Source organism: Selenomonas sp. CM52 (genome assembly GCF_000292955.1).
GTDB lineage: Bacteria > Bacillota > Negativicutes > Selenomonadales > Selenomonadaceae > Selenomonas.
Genome location: NZ_ALNM01000023.1, coordinates 18,943 through 35,940 on the forward strand (window position 1 = coordinate 18,943; position 16,998 = coordinate 35,940).

16 protein-coding genes are annotated in these 16,998 nt (G+C 54.1%); 6 read left to right on the plus strand and 10 right to left on the minus strand.

All coding sequences use genetic code 11. The annotated features are described in order from the left end of the window. Nucleotides 1–38: 38 nt before the first annotated feature. Genes HMPREF1153_RS05415 through HMPREF1153_RS05435 form a run of 5 tightly spaced genes read left to right on the plus strand, consistent with a single transcriptional unit; the run spans nucleotide 39 to nucleotide 3,851 of the window. Nucleotides 39–692 (plus strand): phosphatidylserine decarboxylase family protein, encoded by a 654-nt coding sequence (locus HMPREF1153_RS05415; RefSeq protein WP_009645926.1) that lies wholly within the window; start codon nucleotides 39–41, stop codon nucleotides 690–692. Next, a complete protein-coding gene (gene pssA / locus HMPREF1153_RS05420; protein ID WP_009645964.1) occupies nucleotides 677–1,378 on the plus strand; it encodes a CDP-diacylglycerol--serine O-phosphatidyltransferase in 702 nt (233 codons plus the stop codon). The genes HMPREF1153_RS05415 and pssA overlap by 16 nt, the downstream gene beginning before the upstream one ends. Nucleotides 1,379–1,415: 37 nt before the next feature. Further along, the gene (locus HMPREF1153_RS05425) at nucleotides 1,416–2,687 is read left to right on the plus strand and encodes a glycosyltransferase family 2 protein (protein WP_009645933.1); all 1,272 of its coding nucleotides are present in this window, start codon (nucleotides 1,416–1,418) and stop codon (nucleotides 2,685–2,687) included. A gap of 56 nt (nucleotides 2,688–2,743) precedes the next feature. Further along, nucleotides 2,744–3,121, plus strand: a complete 378-nt coding sequence (queD, locus tag HMPREF1153_RS05430) for a 6-carboxytetrahydropterin synthase QueD (RefSeq protein ID WP_009645935.1) — start codon at nucleotides 2,744–2,746, stop codon at nucleotides 3,119–3,121. 4 nt (nucleotides 3,122–3,125) lie between these two features. Continuing rightward, nucleotides 3,126–3,851, plus strand: a complete 726-nt coding sequence (locus HMPREF1153_RS05435) for a 7-carboxy-7-deazaguanine synthase QueE (RefSeq protein WP_009645934.1) — start codon at nucleotides 3,126–3,128, stop codon at nucleotides 3,849–3,851. Between the two features lie 23 nt (nucleotides 3,852–3,874). On the opposite strand, the gene HMPREF1153_RS05440 is transcribed toward HMPREF1153_RS05435, so the two are convergent. The 9 genes from HMPREF1153_RS05440 to HMPREF1153_RS05480 all read right to left on the minus strand — a co-directional run bounded on the left by HMPREF1153_RS05440 (nucleotide 3,875) and on the right by HMPREF1153_RS05480 (nucleotide 14,690). Beyond that, complete coding sequence (locus HMPREF1153_RS05440; RefSeq protein WP_009645955.1) at nucleotides 3,875–4,666, minus strand: tRNA 2-thiocytidine biosynthesis TtcA family protein; 792 nt, start codon at nucleotides 4,664–4,666, stop codon at nucleotides 3,875–3,877. Nucleotides 4,667–4,854: 188 nt separating this feature from the next. Further along, entirely contained in the window at nucleotides 4,855–5,235 is a 381-nt protein-coding gene (locus HMPREF1153_RS05445) for a universal stress protein (protein WP_006192339.1), read from the minus strand. A gap of 177 nt (nucleotides 5,236–5,412) precedes the next feature. Continuing rightward, nucleotides 5,413–6,531 carry a polysaccharide pyruvyl transferase CsaB gene (csaB, locus tag HMPREF1153_RS05450; RefSeq protein WP_009645940.1) on the minus strand — a complete coding sequence of 373 codons (1,119 nt, stop codon included), beginning with the start codon at nucleotides 6,529–6,531 and terminating at the stop codon, nucleotides 5,413–5,415. Next, entirely contained in the window at nucleotides 6,528–8,582 is a 2,055-nt protein-coding gene (locus HMPREF1153_RS05455) for a DUF5693 family protein (RefSeq protein ID WP_009645965.1), read from the minus strand. The genes csaB and HMPREF1153_RS05455 overlap by 4 nt, the downstream gene beginning before the upstream one ends. Nucleotides 8,583–8,587: 5 nt before the next feature. Next, the gene (locus HMPREF1153_RS05460) at nucleotides 8,588–9,283 is read right to left on the minus strand and encodes an LmeA family phospholipid-binding protein (protein WP_009645943.1); all 696 of its coding nucleotides are present in this window, start codon (nucleotides 9,281–9,283) and stop codon (nucleotides 8,588–8,590) included. Between the two features lie 16 nt (nucleotides 9,284–9,299). Then, nucleotides 9,300–10,407, minus strand: a protein-coding gene (gene prfB / locus HMPREF1153_RS05465; RefSeq protein ID WP_198003320.1) for a peptide chain release factor 2 whose coding sequence is annotated in 2 segments (ribosomal slippage) — nucleotides 9,300–10,337 and nucleotides 10,339–10,407 — 1,107 coding nt in all. Because the reading frame shifts where the segments join, the coding sequence is not laid out codon by codon here. A gap of 86 nt (nucleotides 10,408–10,493) precedes the next feature. After that, nucleotides 10,494–13,022, minus strand: coding sequence for a preprotein translocase subunit SecA (gene secA, locus HMPREF1153_RS05470; RefSeq protein ID WP_009645949.1), 2,529 nt, complete (start codon nucleotides 13,020–13,022; stop codon nucleotides 10,494–10,496). Nucleotides 13,023–13,149: 127 nt separating this feature from the next. Then, entirely contained in the window at nucleotides 13,150–14,058 is a 909-nt protein-coding gene (locus HMPREF1153_RS05475) for a YitT family protein (RefSeq protein ID WP_009645962.1), read from the minus strand. Beyond that, nucleotides 14,058–14,690 carry a hypothetical protein gene (locus tag HMPREF1153_RS05480; protein ID WP_232208210.1) on the minus strand — a complete coding sequence of 211 codons (633 nt, stop codon included), beginning with the start codon at nucleotides 14,688–14,690 and terminating at the stop codon, nucleotides 14,058–14,060. The genes HMPREF1153_RS05475 and HMPREF1153_RS05480 overlap by 1 nt, the downstream gene beginning before the upstream one ends. 357 nt (nucleotides 14,691–15,047) lie before the next feature. On the opposite strand from HMPREF1153_RS05480, the gene lexA reads away from it, so the two are divergent. Continuing rightward, on the plus strand, nucleotides 15,048–15,662 hold the full coding sequence (lexA, locus tag HMPREF1153_RS05485; protein WP_009645923.1) for a transcriptional repressor LexA: 615 nt from the start codon (nucleotides 15,048–15,050) through the stop codon (nucleotides 15,660–15,662). A gap of 77 nt (nucleotides 15,663–15,739) precedes the next feature. Here lexA and HMPREF1153_RS05490 read toward each other — a convergent pair whose 3' ends face one another. After that, on the minus strand, nucleotides 15,740–16,987 hold the full coding sequence (locus HMPREF1153_RS05490; RefSeq protein ID WP_009645945.1) for a methionine gamma-lyase family protein: 1,248 nt from the start codon (nucleotides 16,985–16,987) through the stop codon (nucleotides 15,740–15,742). Between the last annotated feature and the right edge of the window lie 11 nt (nucleotides 16,988–16,998).

The following is a 16,998-nucleotide window of genomic DNA, read 5'->3' on the forward strand; positions in this document are numbered from 1 at the left end:
TTCTTGTGTTGCATAGATATTGTATGGAGGTAATGCCTATGTCGATATTCCCAGTTGTTCGCGAGGGATATGTCTTCATCCTCAGCGCCCTCGTTCTCGGAGGGATTCTCGGATTGGCAGTGCATCCGTATCTTGCAATACCGCTTGTCGTTCTTGCTTTTTACTTTGCTTACTTTTTCCGCAATCCGAAGAGGGAGATTCCCTCAGATCCCCTTGCCATCGTTTCCCCGGCAGATGGAACCGTACAGGAGGTCGTCTCGCTTGATGACGATGATTTTCTCAAGCAGCGGTGTAAAAAGGTCGTCATTTTCCTCTCCGTATTTGACGTTCATGTGAACCGCAGTCCCATCGAAGGCGAAATCAAGATTCAAAAATATGTTTGCGGCCGATTCAAACCGGCTTACAAAGATTCCGTGGGATTTGAAAATGAGCGCCATATGATCGGCATAGAAAATCCGCGTCTGCGCGTAACGGTCACGCAGATTGCCGGTATCTTGGCGCGGCGTATCGTTTCTTGGGTCACGCTGGATGATGTACTGGAAAAAGGCGAACTGTACGGATTGATCCGCTTCGGTTCGTGCACGGAACTCGTCGTGCCCGAGGAAGTGGAGATCTTTGTAAAGAAGGGCGACAAAGTGGTCGGCGGCGAAACCGTGATCGGGAGGCTCAGTGAGACATGTATAAAAGCTTGATTCCCAATATATTGACTTCAGCCAATCTGGTACTAGGATTTTGTTCGATTCTTTCCACATACAACGCCAATTATACTTGGAGCACCGTATTCATCCTGCTCGCACTTGTCGCCGACGGCTTGGATGGAAGGGCGGCACGCTTCTTCGGCGTGAGCAGTGAGATTGGCAAGGAGATGGACTCTCTATGTGACCTCGTTTCTTTCGGCGTCGCGCCAGCTTTTCTCGCCTATACCTACTGTCTCAAGGATTTCGATTACTTTGGCTGGGCGGTTGCCATCGCCTTCGCTCTTTGCGGCGCTTGGCGCTTGGCTCGTTTCAATGTGAATGTCGCCGTCGTGCACGGTTTCTTCATGGGTCTTGCAATTCCAGCGGGAGGCTGCCTCGTTGCAACGGCCATCTGGTTTTTTCGGTCCATTGGCATGGAGACGTCATCCCTTGAGCCTGCATTTCCTCTCGTGATGATCGTTGTTGCCTACCTGATGATCAGTGAGGTGCACTATCCGGACTTCAAGGGGAAGGGAGAAAAGATCTTTCTTGCCTCAAAAATTTTCGCCGTACTCTTTTTTGCCGCGATCCTTTTCCTCGGACGCGAAGCAATCGTGAGTGCTGTTCTCTTTGCCGTTTTCAGCACATACTCTGTCTTTGGTCTTTTCAATTTCAGCTTGTCGCTGCTTTTTCGGAAATAAGACATCATTTGTCGCGAAATAAAGGGGAAAGACTTTTATGAATCATGTGTTTGACATCGTGATGGTTCCTTTGCAGGTCATCATACTCTTGTTTACACTGTACTACTTTTTCATCGGTTTCTGCGGCATGTGGCGCAGAAAGGAAAACAAGATCCTGACGCCGAAAAAGAACTTCGCCGTCATTATCGCCGCGCACAACGAAAGCGCTGTCATAGGGCAGCTGCTGCAAAATCTACAATCGTTGGATTATCCAAAGACACTTTACGATGTCTTTGTCATCGCCGACAACTGCGACGACAACACGGCAGAAATTGCACGCGGTTACGGCAGTATCGTCTGTGAAAGGACGCATCCGACGAAAAAGAGCAAGGGCTTCGCCATGGAATGGATGTTCGAGCGCCTCTTCAAGATGGAAAAGAAATACGATGCCGTCGTCGTTTTTGATGCAGACAATCTCGTACACCCACGCTTCCTTATGGAAATGAACAACCGACTTTGTAAGGGCGATCGCATCATTCAAGGATACCTTGATGCCAAAAATCCTTACGATACATGGGTGGCGGGGACATTTGCCATCGCTTTCTGGGTCATCGACCATATCAGTCATTTGGCAAAGACGAACATCGGGCTTTCCGCTGTGCTCGGCGGTACGGGCATGTGCATTACAACGGACGTCCTTGAGCGCTACGGTTGGCGTGCCACATGCCTGACGGAAGACATGGAATTTACGATGAAGTCCTTGGCGGAAGGAATCAAGACGACATGGGCGCACGACGCCATTGTGTACGATGAAAAGCCGCTGACATTCATGCAGTCATGGCGACAGCGCAAACGTTGGGCACAAGGACAATTCGACGTGGCGCATCGCTACATTCCGAAGATGCTGCGAGAGGGGATCAAGCGTCGTGACATACGCATCTTGGATGGTTGTCTCTACCTCCTGCAGCCACACTTCTTGATGATCTCCACCTTCTTCATCGTTATCAGCTACATACAATCAGCATTTCCGCCGTTCTACACGAACATCTACAATATCATTCCTTCCCAGCTCATGACGGCGATCATGCTCGGTCAATACATCTTGCCCATGATCATCCTTCTCAAGATTCAAGTCAAATGGAAGGCTTGGTTCTACATGCTGCTTTACCCCGTATTCATCTATTCGTGGGTACCCATCATCTTCCTCGGTTTCATCCATAGAAACGAACATGAATGGAGTCATACGCAGCATACGCGAGCCATGAGTTACGACGACATCGTCGGTAACGTAAAGAATACGACGATGGGACGAGATGTATCCAATCAATAAGCATTGACAGGCTGCCGCAATCTCTGCGGCAGCCTGTTTTCCAAGGAGCGATTTTTATGTTTGAAATCAAGGTCGAAGAAGAATTTGAAGCTGCACACCGCATCGTGAATTATCCAGGAAAATGTGACCGCCTGCACGGACACAACTGGAAGGTAGAACTGAAGATTTCCGGCAGCAGATTGGATGAATTGGGGATGCTCATAGACTTCAAGGCGGCGAAAGCAATGCTCCAAGAAGTCGTAAATTCACTCGATCACCGCTTCTTAAATGAGCTCGAACCTTTTTCAGAGATCAATCCAACGGCAGAGAATATCGCTCGATATATCTACCAAGAGCTAAAGCAGCGTGAAATATTTTGCAACGACTCCGTGCATCTTGCTGCCGTCTGTGTCTGGGAGTCGCCGCGCGCTTGCGTGACATACACCGAGGACTGAACGTATGGAAGAGAACATCCTCGAAATATTTTCCTCCATACAGGGAGAAGGAAAGTACATCGGTGCCCGGCAAGTATTTTTGCGCTTTGCGGGCTGCAATATCAAATGCAGCTTCTGCGATACTGCATTTCAGCCTGCCCGTTCCTGTCGAGTGGAAGCGATTCCAGGATGCGGCGAGTATGAAGAATTGCCCAATCCATTGTCCGTTCAGGAAGTTGCGGCAAGAATCCGCGCCTTCGTAGTGCCGGTGCGTCATCATTCCATCAGTTTGACAGGCGGGGAGCCGCTTCTTCATGCCGCCTTCATCCGTGCGCTTGCCTCTGAGGTAAATGTGCCGTTCTTCCTCGAAACGAACGGCACGCTCTATGAAGAGATGGCGAGCATTCTCGACATAATTTCCTACATCAGCATGGATATCAAATTGCCTAGCGTCACAGGAAAGCCTCTATGGGAAGAGCATCGTCACTTTCTGCGGCTGCTGCACAATCATGACGCCTATGTAAAGATCGTCGTCGCAGAAAATACGGAAAAAGAAGAGTTTCAAGAGGCGGTACATCTCATCGCGCACATCGCACCGCAGATCCTCTTCATAATACAGCCTGCAACACCGTTTGGCGGCGTGCATGCGCCAACGGCAAAAAAACTTCTGCATCTGCAAGCGGAAGCCGCCGAACATCTGGTAAACGTCCGCGTCATCCCGCAGGCTCATCGCATGATGGGGTTGCTCTGACCGCGAGATTTTTCCACCTGTACTCATTTTTCAGGTACAGGATTTTTCTTGTATGTACGGTATGTTTCCAACATTTCATCTCGCGTCTGTATGCGCGGCCACAATTCTCCGACGGCATTTTCGCGCATGGAAGCAGCTAAATGATGGTAGATTTGCGGATCCTTTTTCTCCCATGAAGAAATCAGCTCTTTGACCTCCTGACGCATCGTCGTTCCATCGAGCGGACATGGAGCGGGGATGGGGCTGAACCCGTGAACAGCAATCGCATCACGAATTTCCGATTCACGGAAATAGACGAGCGGACGAATGACTGTGATGCCGGAGCGATCAAGATACGTTTTGGGCGTAAATGTATGAATTTGGCCCGAATACAAGATTCCCATGAGCAATGTTTCCACCGCATCATCGTTGTGATGCGCATAAGCCACCTTGTTGCATCCATGTTCCTGCGCATAGCGATTGATTGCGCCGCGCCGAAAAAATGCGCAGGTAAAACAAGGATTTTTTTCCGGCGTCTCCTCAATGGTGCCAGCTATATTCACCGAAACGGCTTCAAAGGGAATGGAGATCTCCTCGCAAAATGAAGCGATGCGCGCAACAGGAAAATCTTCCGTAAATTGCGGATCGATCGTCAAGGCGCAAAGAGAAAATTTCTTCTTCATACGTTTCTGCAGGATGGCTAACGCATACGCAAGAAATATGCTGTCCTTGCCTCCGGAAATCCCAATCAAGATGCGATCTCCGTCTTCGATCAGCTGAAACTCGACGACAGCTCGCATAAGTTTGCTGAAATAAAGCTGCGGGATATTATTCACGATAGGTCTCCCATCTTTTCTAAGAGTTTTATTTACTTCCGATAAGTATAAATTATCGGAAGTAAATGTACGGTGTAGCAAATCTGCTTTTATACTACTTAGTATTCTAAAACTTCCACCCATCATCGCAGACAAGACAAAAGCAGCCTCCTTTGCGGAGGCTGCTTTTTCTGCTTATTGTCCGCCGTTTACTTTACCACCATGACGGGAACCTTCGACTCTTCGACGACCTTCTGGCTGACGCTGCCGATCAAAGCGCCCTTGAAGAGACCGAGACCGCGGCTGCCCATGATAATCATGTCGCTCTTTTCCGAGTCGGCAATCTTCAGGATCGCCTTCGGCACGTTGCCCGTCTCGACATGCCGCGTCGCCTTCATGTTCTCGGGAATCTTCTCCCAGATGCGGTCGAAGACGAGATGGCTCGGAATATCCTTGTTGATGTTGCTCGCCACATAGACGAAATCGAGACTTGCATTGCACTTCTCCGCAAAGGCGATCGCCTCATCCACAGCCTTGCAGCCGTTGACAGAACCATCGACCGGCACGAGAATTTTGTTGATGCTGCCCATATAAAACACCTCCAAGCGAACTTTTTTCCTCTGTTGTCTACTTCTATATCAAAGCGAAAATTCCTTTTATCTTTTGGTATTTTTCTGAAAAATTTTCCGATATTTTCTTGCACCGTAAAAAAAGCCGTCGCTGGAATGCGCGATGATTCCAACGACAGCTCTTCTCCTGCATTTCGCTCAATTCTTCTTTTCCAGAGAAGACGCACCCTTTCGCAGGATTCCCACGGCAAGCTCAGCGTTTTGAAATGCGCGTCTCCTCAGGTCTTCCAAGAGAGCGGCATTTTTCTCGCAAAGCGTATCGCGCTTCTGCCACTTGCGCCACACTTCCGCCATGAGTTCATCTGCCGTGATGGTCTCAAGTTTCGCGGCGGGCATCTCACCGATGGAGTCAAGGAAACGATCGATCTTCGGATCGTACGATACGCCGACGAGCGGCACGCCCATGACGCTCGCAAAAATCAAGGCATGAAGGCGAATCGCGATGAGCAGATCCATATTGCCGACGAGTGAAAGAAGCTCCGCTGTCGAAAACTCGCCGTCGAGAACGATGGCTTCCTGCTTCATCATCGCAGCGATCGTCTCCGCCGTCTTGACATCCTCGGGATACTGCATGGGCAGAAAGACGAGATTCGCACCAAGCTCGACGGCGATGCGGTCGGCCGCCTCAGCGAAGGCTTCCTTGTAGCGCTGCCAGCCCTTCCACTCGCGCACGGATATGCCGACGAGCGGCTTGTCGTCCGTCACGCCGTTCCACTGCAATATCTGCCATCCCATATCCTTCGCAACGGGATTGATGGCGAGCACCGGATCGGCAGTTTCGACGATTCTAGGGCGATGAATGCCCATGGCCTCAAGCTCTGCCAAAGAGCCGTGGTCGCGCACGGTGATGAGGCGCACGCCGTTGCCGATGAGCCGCATCATCGTGCGCGCCCAGAAGCCCTCGATCGGGCCGATGCCCTGCGCGTAGAGCATGACGGGCCTTCGGGCGAGAAAGGCAAGGACGATGATCGCCATGTAGTAATAGAGACTGCGGCGACTCGTGACATTCTGCAGCAGACTGCCGCCGCCCGACACGAGGAGGTCGGAAGCGCGCAAAGCCTTCCATATATCGGAAAACGAGAGCCATGAAACAGCCTCAACACCGTGGCGGCGCTTCGTATCCGGAGGGTTCGCTGAGATCACCGTGATATTCGTTTGCGGGTCCAGTTCGGATAGAACCTCGATCATCGCGGCGAGCATGGCTTCGTCACCGGCGTTTTTCGAGCCGTAATATCCGGATACTACGATGTTGCTCATTCCTTTGAGAAACGCTCCTTTGCCGAAGATAGTATCATTTGCGCGAGGTGCACGAGCACCATGAGAGCTGCGCCGATGCCGCAGCCGAGGACGATGCCGCCGATGCCGCGCACAAAGGACATGTAAACGGGCGTGCGCATGTGCGCAAAGGTCTCGACCATCGATCCCTGACCGATCGTCGCTACGAGCACGAGCGCAAAGAGCAGCATTGTCGGCCACTTGCGGCACCACGCGAGGACGGCGAGCATGAAGGCCGGATGGCCGATCATCAGCTCCTTCGAGCGCGGCCGCGCATAGAACGCCTGCTCCAGGATGGCACGGAACTTCAGCTCAAGCCCCGAGACGGGCATGCCCGACGTATGACCGGAACGTGCGACGAATACGACGGCGGCAAGAGCCACGAGCACGAAAATGAGAAGGGACTTGAGCTTCACGGGCATATCGAGAATCTGGCGAAGCTGCGTGAGAGCGCCCTGTCCCTCCGCCATTCTGCCATCGAAGACGTCGTAACGCGTCAAAAATGCGATGGCGACGAGGACGATGGGCAGGACAAACGTCAGCTTGATACCGCGGAAGATGTTGAACTCAAGGAAGTACTCGACATCAGCGAGCGCCCCCGACAGATATGCAGCTCCGACATAGGAGAGCGCCCCCGTCACAAAAAGGGCGACGGCAGCCGTTCCGATGATGCGCCAGAGCGGCGCTTTCGTATCGGGCTCCATGGTGCGAATGCGGTCGAGCTGCCATATCACGGCGAGCGCGGGAAAGAGGTTCGCGCTCAAAAACGCCGCGAGAAGTCGCATCTTCGCACCGCTGCCCATGAGGATCGGCGCGGCAAAGACGAACGCCAACAGAGCAAAGAGTGCGTAGAGCATCCTCGGCTGCAGACGGTGCGTGATCAGTGAGAGGTAGAGCACGACAGCCGCCGCTACGCCGAGCATCAGCACGGCACGCAGAGGACGCGGCGCATACCAGTTTTCAAACGTCCCTGCAGGACCAAGCGTGAAGCCATGTGATTCTACAGCTTCTGCCGTCGCCTTGATATAGTGCATGTTCGTCTCGAAGAGCGTCATGCCGGGCGCAGGCTTCTCGTAGATGCGCAGGAGGTTGATGCGGATGTTGCGCTCCATGTCCGTGTTCGCCCAACGCTCGACCGCCGTCTCGATCTTGAGCTTCGGCTGCTCGTCCTTCGGGATGGTGTAAAGACGCGTGACATGGTCGTAGCCGACGCCCTTGGAGATCTCGGAAAGCCCGTCCTGCTTATAGAACTGCAGCTGCGTCGTATCTTCGATGAGTCCGAGGACGAGATTGCGCTCCTTGAAGCGATCGATCGTCGTCTGCAGCGACTTCGGAGCGCCGAGCATCTGCGAGCCGGAGAATACGACTTCCGAGATGCGGTAGTCTTCCAGACGGCGGAACACGGCATCGACATCGTCGGGCGTGCAGCCCAGATAATTCGTCGGACGTGCGAGCACGAAGAAGCCGGCGTCATTGACCGCCTGCATCTCGTCCGTCGGCATACCGAGATCCATCTTGAGGAAGGTTTCGTAATTCGCCTTGACGACGAGGATTTCCACGCCGTTGACTGTGACGGCGTTCACACGAGCAGCGCCCAGGCGGCGCAGCAAGTCCTCCTTGACCTCCTTGTAGGTACGCGCATCATGCCCGACGACACAGACGTCAGATCCCTTGATCGTACCGTTCTCGATGAGGGTGCGCCACGCGGGATCGGTCAAGATCCCCGCATGGTAATTGGCTACGAGTTCACTTCCCGCGAGCGCCGTCACCTTTCCATTTGCGTTGAGCTTCTTGAAGGTCGTCTCGTAGACGGCGAGCGACGTGATGCCCGCTTCCTTCGCCGCCTGCAGCACTTCAGGGACAGGTTTCCCCTCCTGCTCGGCAAGCTGCACGAGATCTTCGTAGTCAATGGCGAGATCGACCTGCTTGTTGACCTCCTCCGCACGCCAGCGTGCGACGTCGATGAGGAGCGCCGCGACAAGGCCGACGAAGATGAAGGCGATGAGCACCTTGTTGTATTGAAATTGCTTCATGTATCCTACTCCTCATTCCCTCCGGCAGAGAGGCGTACGACGATGGCGCCCTTCCTATGTTCGACGCTCTCGATTCGCGTCTTCAAGGGCAGTGCATCGAGCTTCGCGATCTGAATGTCGCCGAAAATGTCGCCGAGATTTGCCTTGCCGATCAAGGCGTTTTTGATGTCGAGCCGCGTCATGTGAAAGTACAGCGCCTGCGCGTCCTCGACGATCTTCCCTTCGAGCACGACATCCGCCATGCGCCCGAAGATCTTCACTTCCGCTGTCGCATGCACGCCATCTTCGTCAATCGTCACCTTGATGTTGTCAAGCTTGTCGATGCGCTTCGCCAAAAGATTGCGCAGAGCATCCTCGGAAACGACGCCCGTGAGTTTCAAATCCTCGGCAGAAATGAGATGCACGCGGTGATCGAGGAAAAGATCTCGCGACGAAAAATGCACGCCGCTTCCTGTCAGCTGCACGCGCTCCATGCGCAAATCGCCGATGCGAAGCCCCTTCGCATCAATCTTGAGAATGTCGATCTGTCCCAAGAGGAACAGGATGCCGGGCGTGCTCTCAACCGTCACCTCGGCGCTCTCTGCCCCGCGATCCCTGAGCATCGTCTCTGCTGTCTGCCGCGCCCATGCGGGCAGCAAAGTTTCGCCAAAGACGAGAAGGATTGCCGCAGCGCCTGCAACAAGCATCAAAAGTTTGCGCAAAACATCACCTTAAATCTCAAATCTCATGATTCGCCTTCGCCGCGAGGAAGGCCTCGATGAAGGCGTCGAGATCGCCGTCCATGACCGCCTGCACGTTGCCCGTCTCCATGCCTGTGCGCATGTCCTTGACCATCGTGTAGGGCTGAAATACGTAGGAACGGATCTGGCTTCCCCACTCGATCTTCTGCTGATCGCCTTCGAGCTTCTGGATCTCGGCTTCCTTCTTCTCCTGCTCCAATTCAAAGAGCTTGGCGCGCAGCATCTTCATGCACTGTTCGCGGTTCTGCAGCTGCGAGCGCTCGTTCTGGCACTGCACGACGATGCCCGTCGGCATGTGCGTCATGCGCACGGCGGACGACGTCTTATTGATGTGCTGACCGCCTGCACCCGAAGCGCGGTAGGTGTCGACACGCACGTCCGCCATATTGATCGCGACCTCGACGGCATCGTCGATCTCCGGCATGATGTCGCAGGCAGAAAACGACGTATGACGACGCGCATTGGAATCGAAGGGTGAGATGCGCACGAGGCGATGCACGCCCTTTTCCGACTTCAAATACCCGTAGGCGTTGTGCCCGTTGATGAAGAGCGTCGCACTCTTGACGCCCGCCTCGTCGCCGGGCAGCAGATCTGCCGTGACGACGGAAAAGCCGTGGCGCTCCGCCCACCTGCCGTACATGCGCAGAAGCATCTGCGTCCAGTCCTGCGCCTCCGTGCCGCCTGCGCCCGCGTGCAGCGTGAGGATCGCGTTGTTCGCGTCATAAGGGCCGGACAAGAGGACTTCGAGCTCCAGTTCGCGCACGGCAGTCTTGATGGTCTCAAACTCCGCCTGCACCTCAGGCTCAAGGCTCGTATCATTTTCTTCCAGCGCCATTTCAAGAAGCGCCTGTGCATCGTCCGTCTTGGAGACGATCTCCTTGTACTTGTCGACGCTTCCCTTGATCGCGGCAAGTTCCTGATTGATCTTCTGCGCCTCTTCCGCATTGTCCCAGAAGGTCGGCTCACCCATCTTGTATTCGAGTTCGGCTATCTTTTCTTCCTTTCTGGCGACGTCAAAGTGAATCCCCCATTTCCTTGAGCTTCGCTTGCATCGCCAAAATCTCCGGCTTCCAATCTTCGAGCATCTTGTCACATCCTTACGTAGTAGCGCTTTCCCTCGCGGGAAATCTATTCCTTATCGCTGCTCTCCCGCAAGCGGGAAAACTCTGTCTCACTTGTTCCTGCCGCAGCAATTCTTGTACTTCTTGCCGCTGCCGCACGGGCACGGATCGTTGCGCCCGATGTCGTTCTTGTTGCGCTGCGGCTTCTTCTTCGTCTCGGCGGCACTGGATTCCTCGCCGTGCGAGGCGCGCGCCGTCTGCAGGCGGTCTTGGAGCTGCTGCTGCTCCTGCGTCACGATGCTCACGCGGTACATGAGCTTTGCGATGTCCGTCTGAATCGCAGCCTCCATTGCCTCGAACATGTCGAGCGCCTCGATCTTGTACTCGACGAGCGGATTTCTCTGCCCGTAGGCGCGTAAATTGATGCCCTCGCGCAGCATGTCCATGCGATCGAGATGCTCCATCCAATGATTGTCGACGACGCGCAGCATGACGACCTTCTCAAGCTCGCGCATGTTCTCTTCGCCGAAGAGCTGCTCACGCGCCGCGTATGCATCGTGAGCCGTCTTCCTGAGCGTTTCTTCCAGCTCGTCGCGGCTCATCGCCTCAAGCTCTTCCTTCTTGAGCTTGCCCTCGGGCGCGTAGATCTTCTCCGCGTCCTCAATAAGTCCAGCGAGCGTCCACTCCTCAGGATATAGCTTCGCGTTCGCGTACTGATCCATCTCGCTCTCGATGATCTTGTCGAGCATGAAGAAGATGTTTTCCTTGAGGTCTTCGCCGCGCAAAATCTTGCGTCGCTCCGCATAGATGACCTCGCGCTGCTGGTTCATGACATCGTCGTATTCGAGGACGTGCTTGCGGATGTCGAAGTTTCTGGCTTCGACCTTCTTTTGTGCACGCTCGATCGAACGCGTGATGAGTTTGTGCTCGATCGGATCGTTCTCGTCCATGCCGAGCCGATCCATGATGGAGGCGATATTGTCCGACGCGAAGAGACGCAGAAGGTCATCTTCCAGCGACAAGTAGAACTTCGACCGGCCGGGATCGCCCTGGCGACCCGCGCGGCCGCGCAGCTGGTTGTCGATACGCCGCGATTCGTGGCGCTCCGTGCCGAGGATGTAGAGGCCACCGAGCTCCTGCACGCCATCGCCGAGCTGGATGTCCGTGCCGCGTCCCGCCATGTTCGTCGCGATCGTCACGGCGCCCCGTTGACCTGCGTCCTTGATGATCTCCGCTTCCTTCTCGTGGTATTTGGCATTCAGGACGTTGTGCTCGACGCCGTGCTTCTTCAAGATGGCGCTGAGCTCTTCCGACTGCGTGATGGACGTCGTGCCGATGAGGATCGGCTGTCCCGTCTTGTGAATCTCTTCGACCGCCTGTCCGACGGCACGGTATTTCGCACGCTTCGTCTTGTAGATGGCGTCCGGCTCGTCGACGCGCTGCACGGGACGGTTCGTCGGCACGACGACGACGGGCAGCTTGTAGATCTTGAGGAACTCGTCCTCTTCGGTCTTCGCCGTGCCCGTCATGCCGCCGAGCTTGTCGTACATGCGGAAGTAGTTCTGGAAGGTAATCGACGCGAGCGTCTGGCTCTCGCGCTGAATCTTCACACCTTCCTTCGCCTCGATCGCCTGATGCAGTCCGTCCGAATAGCGGCGGCCCACCATGAGACGACCCGTGAATTCATCGACAATGATGATCTCATCATCGCGCACGACGTAGTCGCGGTCGCGCTTCATCAGAGCTTTGGCACGCAGAGCTGCCGTGAAGCAGTGCGAGAGCTCCAGATTCTCAGGCGCGTAGAGGTTCTTGATGCCGACGATGCGCTCCACCTTCAAGACGGCTTCATCGGACGGCGCAACGGTCTTCTGCTTCTCGTCAAGCTTGTAGTCCTCGCCCTCCTTGAGCTGAGCGACGGCGCGTGCCATGACAGCGTACATGTCCGTCGACTTCTGCCCGGGACCTGAGATGATCAAAGGCGTTCTCGCCTCGTCGACGAGAATCGAGTCGACCTCATCGACGATAGCATAGTGGAGGTCGCGCTGCACCATCTGCTGCGGATGGATGACCATGTTGTCGCGCAGGTAGTCGAAGCCAAACTCGTTGTTCGTGCCGAAGGTAACGTCGGACGCATAGGCGAGCTTTCGCTCAGGGAAATCCATGTCGTGCGCAATGAGGCCGACGGAGAGTCCGAGGAAGCGATAGACGCGCCCCATCCACTCGCTGTCGCGCCGTGCGAGATAGTCGTTGACCGTGACCATGTGCACGCCCTTGCCTTCGAGCGCATTGAGATAGACGGGCAGCGTCGCGACGAGCGTCTTGCCCTCGCCCGTACGCATCTCCGCAATCTTGCCCTCGTGCAGGCAGATGCCGCCGATCATCTGCACGTCGAAATGACGCATGCCAAGGACGCGCCTCGACGCCTCGCGCACGACGGCAAACGCCTCGGGAAGCATATCGTCGAGGCTCTCGCCGTTTGCGAGACGCTCCTTGAACTTTCCCGTATGGCCTGCAAGCGCATCGTCACTGAGGCTTTCGAGCGCCTTTTCGTGACCGTTGATGACGTCGACGATGCCGCGCATCCGCTTGATTTCCTTATCGTTGTTATCTCCCAGGAATCGCTTGATGAATCCGAGCAATCCGTATCACTCCTCGTTCCCGCAGCCGCCTTCGCGGCGCAGACTGATGATAGAGAGCGCCTTGCGGCGTCACTCCGAAAGTATTGAACACCTATCTTAATGATTCTAGCAGACAATCGCCCATAAGTCAAAAAATCCTCTTGCTTCGTTCCTTGAGCATCGCCTTCAGATGCATGCCGGGCATCGTGAAGCCCCTGCCCATGACCTCGTTCGCCGAAAGAACGATCATGAAGGCGTTCTTGTCGATGAGATTCGCGATGAGCTTGACCTTGCTGATCTGCGTGAGTGAGCAGACGAGGAAGAGCACGTTGCGCTCCTTGCGTGTAAACGCGCCCTGCCCATGCAGAAACGTCACGCCGCGCCCGACCTCGCAGATGATCGCCTCCGAAATCGGCTGTACATGGTCGGAGATGATGAGCACGACCTTGCGGCTGTTGAAGCCCGCGACGACCCGATCCGTCACGGCAGAATTCATGAACATGCAGATGAGCGTGTAGAGCGCGGGCATGACGCCGAAGAGCGCGGCGGCCAAGAGCATGATGACGCAGTTGAAAGCAAAGATCACGCTGCCCATGTTCAAAGAGTAATACTTCTTCACGATGGCGGCGACGATGTCGAAACCGCCCGAACTGCCGTTCATGCGGAAGATGATGCCATAGCCGATGCCGTTCAGCACGCCGCCGAAGATCGCCGCGAGCATCGTATCGGGCACGGGCGCATAGACATTCAAGAAGCGCGTTGCATCGACGCAGAAAGAAAAGAGGACCGTGCCAAAGGCGATATCGAGCGTGTACTCGCGCCCAAGCGTCTTGTACGCCGCCGCGAGAAGCGGCAGATTGTACAGAAACATCTGCACGCCGATGGGAAGCGAGAAGAGATAGTAGAAAATCATCGCAATGCCCGCGATGCCACCCGACAAGAGGTGCGCGGGCACGACGAAGAGGTTGATCGACGAACTGCTGATGAGACAGCCGAGCAGGATGCCGAGATAGCGGAAAACACGCCCCTTCAATGTCAAACTCCTGAGATGGAGCATCAAGATGCCTCCCTTTCGCGGCCTTCCCAGCGAAGCGTCGGTGTCTTATCTTTTGCCAGTGCACTCATGTCAATATCCCTGCCTTCCATGGAAAGCGCATGGAGATCCGTGTTCTCCCATTCGCTCCTCTCCTCATCCGTCAGAGCGTCCGCCTCTTCCTCCGTCAGCGGCAGGCTCGTCAAGCGCCACGAGCGCAGACTGCCGTTCGTCGCATCAACGCTGAGAATGAGCCGCTGGCGCTGATCTTGCGGATTCTCGTAGACATAGCAGACGCTGCCGTCAAGAAACGTGCGCTCCTTCTCGCCGAACGTCGCGCGAATCTTGTACGCAGTCGCGCCGTAACGCACGCCTGCACGCGCCGTATAGTCCTTGCTCTTGACGAGCATGTCCGCGACCTTGCCCGTATCGGCAGAAATACCGACTTCGTAGCCATCGGGGAATGTATAATAGCGCATGTGGATGTCCCAGACCATGCGATCCTTGTCAAAATCCGGCTTGCCGAAAGCCGCGAGCATCTTCTCCTCCGAGTCGCCGAGCGCTATGCCCTTGACGGTGAAGTCCTCGGACATCAAAGCGCCCTGCGCCTCTGCCGCCATCGGCAAGACAAGAAAAAGTCCGAGAAAGAACACCACCCATAAACCATGATAGAACCGCATTTTTTCACCATCCTCATACTGAATATCGTATTGCATCAAGATTCGCGAAAGTGCTCCCTTGGATTCTATAACACGAGCGCACAGTTGTCAAAAGAGGAAATACCTCAAACTGCGACTAATGTGATAAGGTTAGTTGTAAAATGAAATCGGACCCTTAAAAAGGGCAAACAGAAGCACCTGCAGTAGAACGTTTTCAATAAAACAACGCCGAAAGAAGTATCCTGCATGTTCCATGAACATTCTACCACATATTGTTTTATAGCATAAATATGACATGTCTGTTATAATGGAAGCAACGGATTGATTTTCTTTATTTACATCTAGGTGATTGAAATGAAACGACGTCATACTTCGGCAGAGTGGCAGCAAACGATTTTTTCTTATATCAAAGATTTTCTGGCGAAAAAAGGTTATCCGCCATCTGTGCGCGAAATCGGCGATGCTGTAGGATTGAAATCCAGCTCCACGGTTCATGGTTATCTCGCAAAAATGGAAGAATCGGGGTTAATAAAGCGAGATCCCGCAAAGCCCAGAGCCATCGACATTCTTGAGGATAAGCCATGGGAACGAAATGTCTCCGTTCCCCTCGTCGGCGTTGTGACTGCCGGCATCCCGATTTTGGCCGAGGAAAACATAGAGGATGTATTCTCGTTTCCTCAGGGACTCATCGGCACGCACAGCAAAGTCTTTGTTTTGCGCGTGAAAGGACGCAGCATGATCAATGCGGGGATTCATGACGGCGATTTTGTTTTTGTCAAGCAGCAGGAAACAGCAGACAACAATGACATCGTCGTCGCCTTGGTTGATGATGGCAGCGCTACCGTCAAGCGTTTTTTCAAGGAGAAGGACTGCATACGCCTCCAGCCGGAGAATGACGAAATGGAACCATTCTACGAAAAAAATGTCAGGATTCTCGGAAAAGTGATCGGTACATATCGCCGTTTCTAGGGAAACATTGACGATTCAACACGGCTGTATCGTCTCCAAACGCCAGCTAGGGAAAATATTCCTAGCTGGCGTTTTCGTTATTCTGCAGAAAGCTGCCTGATTTCTTCGGCGGCTCCCAGAATGCCGAACATGACTTGCTCAAAGGTCAGACCGCCTTGCAGATAGACATTGTACGGCGATCTCAAAGGCCCATCGGCGCTGAATTCGATGGACGCACCTTGCACGAAGGTTCCTGCCGCCATGATGATTTGATCCGTATATCCCGGCATATCCCAGGGCTCGGGTTTTACGAAGGAATCAACTGGCGAGTACTTTTGGACGCCGCTGCAGAACGCCACGAGTTTTTCCGCTGTGCCAAGTTCGATTGCTTGGATGATGTCTCCCCTCTCGTCGCTTATTCTCGGATATGTCATATAACCAAGGTTTTCAAAAATACCTGCAGCAAATAACGCGCCTTTGAGTGCCTGAGATACCACATGAGGAGCAAGAAACAAACCTTGGAAGAACAGACGGTTGTTGACGAGAGATGCCCCCAATTCTGCCCCCATGCCTGGAGCTGTCAGGCGATAGGAAGCAAGCTCTACGAGATCCTCGCGGCCAACGATATAACCGCCTGTGGGCGCAAGTCCTCCGCCCGGATTCTTGATCAGGGAGCCGGCCATGATGTCGGCGCCTGCTTGCGTCGGCTCAAGGGATTCTACGAACTCGCCGTAGCAGTTGTCAACAAAGCAAATACAGTCGGGTCTGAGACGATGGACTTGATTGCAAATTTCTCGAATATCTTCGATGAGCAATGTAGGGCGTTTGCTGTAGCCGCGTGAGCGCTGGATCAAGACCATCTTGGTTCGTTCATCGAGCACATCGGCAATTCTTTCCACATCCACGCGCCCTTCGGTCAAGGGGAGTTCATCGTAAAGGATGCCATACTCTTTCAAGGAGCCTGAACTGGACGCCGTATAGCCGATGACCGTCTGCATGGTATCGTAAGGCGTCCCTGTCAGTGATACAATTTTATCGCCAGGACGCAAAATGCCGAAGAGAACGGTAGCCAGAGCATGCGTACCGGAAACAAACTGCGTGCGCACCAAAGCGCTTTCTGCGGCAAAGACCTTTGCATAAAGTTCTTCAAGTTTGCTCCTGCCAATATCATCATAGGCATATCCTGATGATGTATTGAAGTGTATATCGGACACCTTGCATTCGCGCATTGCAGTAAGAACTTTCAAGGTGTTTTCTTCGCTCATTTGCTCGATTCTTCGAAAGGAAGGCGCAAGTTCGTCCAAGACGCGTTCCTTCAATGTAAGAAGTTCTTTTGAAAACGACATGAAAGGGAATT